The following is a 2,310-nucleotide window of genomic DNA, read 5'->3' on the forward strand; positions in this document are numbered from 1 at the left end:
GGCGGCCGCACCCCGTGTCTGGAGGGGCAGAAGACCCTGCTGCCCACCGCGGCCAAGCTGGGAAGCGGCCGGCATGCCGTGCTGCTCGGCGGCGGCGAGCGCACGGTCCAGCTGCTCGGCGTCGGGGCGCAGCCGCGGGTCGCGGCCCAGGACGGCGGCCAGTACCGGGCCGAGCGGGCCCGAGCGGGCGGGCGGCGGCAGCGGCTCGTCCAGGACGGCGGCGAGGGTGGCCAGCGTGGTGCCGCGGCGCAGCGGGTGGTGGCCCTCGACCGCGACGTACAGCAGCATGCCGAGCGACCAGAGGTCGGAGGAGGGGTTGCCCTCCTCGCCGCGGATGCGTTCCGGGGCGATGTACTCGGGCGAGCCGATCAGCGCGCCGGTCGCGGTGAGCGCGGTGGCGTCCTGCATCGCGGCGATGCCGAAGTCGGTGAGGACCGGGCTGCCGTCGGCGCGGAGCAGCACGTTGCCGGGCTTGACGTCGCGGTGCAGGATGCCGGCCGTGTGGGCGGTCCGCAGGGCGGCGAGCACGCCGCGGCCGATCCGGGCGGCCTCGGGGACGCTGAGCGGGCCCTTGGCGATCCGGTCGGCGAGACTGCCGCCGGTGACCAGTTCCATCACCAGCCAGGGGTGCGGATGCTCGGGCGTGTCGATGATGTGGTGGATCACCGCGACGTTGGGGTGCTGGAGGCGGGCGAGCGCCCGGGCCTCGCGCAGCACGCGTTCGCGCAGCTCGTGAGCACCGTCGGGGTCGGCCTCGGCCATCGCCGGGTCGGGCGGGCGGACCTCCTTGAGCGCGACCTCGCGGTGCAGCGCGTTGTCCCGCGCACGCCAGACCAGGCCCATGCCCCCGCCGCCGAGGCGTGCGATCAGTTCGAAGCGGCCGTCGATGAGCCGCGCCTGCGGCCCCCCAGTGTTCATGGCGCACATCGTAGAGGTCCCCACCGACCACCTCGGCGGCCACGGGTGCGGACGGCGGCTCGGGGGACGACCGGACGGCGGCTCCGGGGGACGACCGGACAACCGGCCGCCGACTGTACGACCGCCCAGGCGGGCCGGCGCCGCGCCGTGCGGATCACCAATGGTCTACCCACGGGTCGGTCAACAGGATGTCAGCGCTCCTCAACCTCCGATCCCCGCCGACGCCGGCCATCGCGCCGCGTCGGCACGAGAAGGGACTCCTCGATGTCCATGGGCTTCCTGCGCCGACTCGCCGCCGGCAAGGCGCTCGCGATCGGCGCCGTCCTGACGGTCGCCGTGTCGGGTACCGCGTACGCCAACACCGTCGGTGTGACGGTGAAGACGCCCGGCGCCACCGCCGGCCCCGTCTCCACGTTCTCCGAGATCTCCACCCACGCGGACTGCGCGAGCGGCCTGGTCTCCGGCGGCGGCATCAACCAGGCGATCGGCACCGGCAGTTCGTCCAACGGCAACCACGTCAACGGCACCGAGCCGAGCTCCGACGGCTCGACCGAGTACCTCGGCTCCACCGGCGTCGTCGGCACCGACGTGACCCACTGGCTCGCCATCGGCGGCAGCGGCGGCGCGGTCAACGCCTCCTTCTCCACCACGCCGTACGCGGTCTGCTTCACCAGCAACCTGATCAACCACACCCAGGTGGTGATGAACAAGGTCGCGGGTCCGAGCGCGGCCTCCACCGTGGCCCTGGTCGTGGCGACCTGCCCGTCGGGCACCCGTCTGCTCGGCGGCGGCGCCCGGACCACCCCCGCCGACGTCGGCAGCCTCAAGCCGATCGCGAGCTACCCGACGTTCAACAACTCCGCCCACGACTACGGCCGGAAGGCCGCGTCCAACGGCGAGACCAACCCCGACTCCTGGGCCGCGGTCGGCTGGAACGGCGGTGGCGGCGGCACCACCAACGAGACCTACGCCTACGCCGTCTGCAGCGGTGCCAACATCAACGTCAGCGGGGCCACCGTCACCGTCCGCAACAGCGAGGCGAGCGGTCCGAACGCGGCGACCAGCGGCCAGACGGTGACGGTCGGCTGCGGCGGCAACGACGGCAAGCTGGTCAGCGGCGGCGCGGCCATCAGCAGCGGCAACGTGACCGGCGCCGACTTCACCGGCCCGGGCTCCGGTGGCGACCACCTCAACGGCAGCTACCCCAGCGACTCCGGCGGCAACCCGGTCGCCGACGGCACCACCACCGCGTCCTACTGGACGGCCTACACCCACACCGGCGGCGCCGGCTCCTCGGGGAGTTCGGCTATCGTCGCCCCACAACAACAGAAAGCCCCGGCGGGTGCTGGACACACCCCCGGGGCCATGGAGCCGCGGAGGGCTCAATGACGC

2 protein-coding genes are annotated in these 2,310 nt (G+C 73.8%); one reads left to right on the forward strand and one right to left on the reverse strand.

Annotated features, from left to right (window positions below):
* Positions 1-918: serine/threonine-protein kinase (locus ABZ885_RS39680; RefSeq protein ID WP_360199845.1), on the reverse strand; the 918-nt coding region annotated here is incomplete at its 3' end.
* 264 nt (positions 919-1,182) lie between these two features.
* On the opposite strand from ABZ885_RS39680, the gene ABZ885_RS39685 reads away from it, so the two are divergent.
* Positions 1,183-2,307, forward strand: a complete 1,125-nt coding sequence (locus ABZ885_RS39685) for a hypothetical protein (protein ID WP_360199847.1) — start codon at positions 1,183-1,185, stop codon at positions 2,305-2,307.
* Positions 2,308-2,310 lie beyond the last annotated feature (3 nt).

This window comes from Kitasatospora sp. NPDC047058 (genome assembly GCF_040643935.1).
Classification (GTDB): domain Bacteria; phylum Actinomycetota; class Actinomycetes; order Streptomycetales; family Streptomycetaceae; genus Kitasatospora.

Excerpts from the sequence above, each read along its gene's own strand:
- ABZ885_RS39685 (WP_360199847.1), top strand. The coding sequence starts at position 1,183 with ATGTCCATGGGCTTCCTGCGCCGACTCGCCGCCGGCAAGGCGCTCGCG.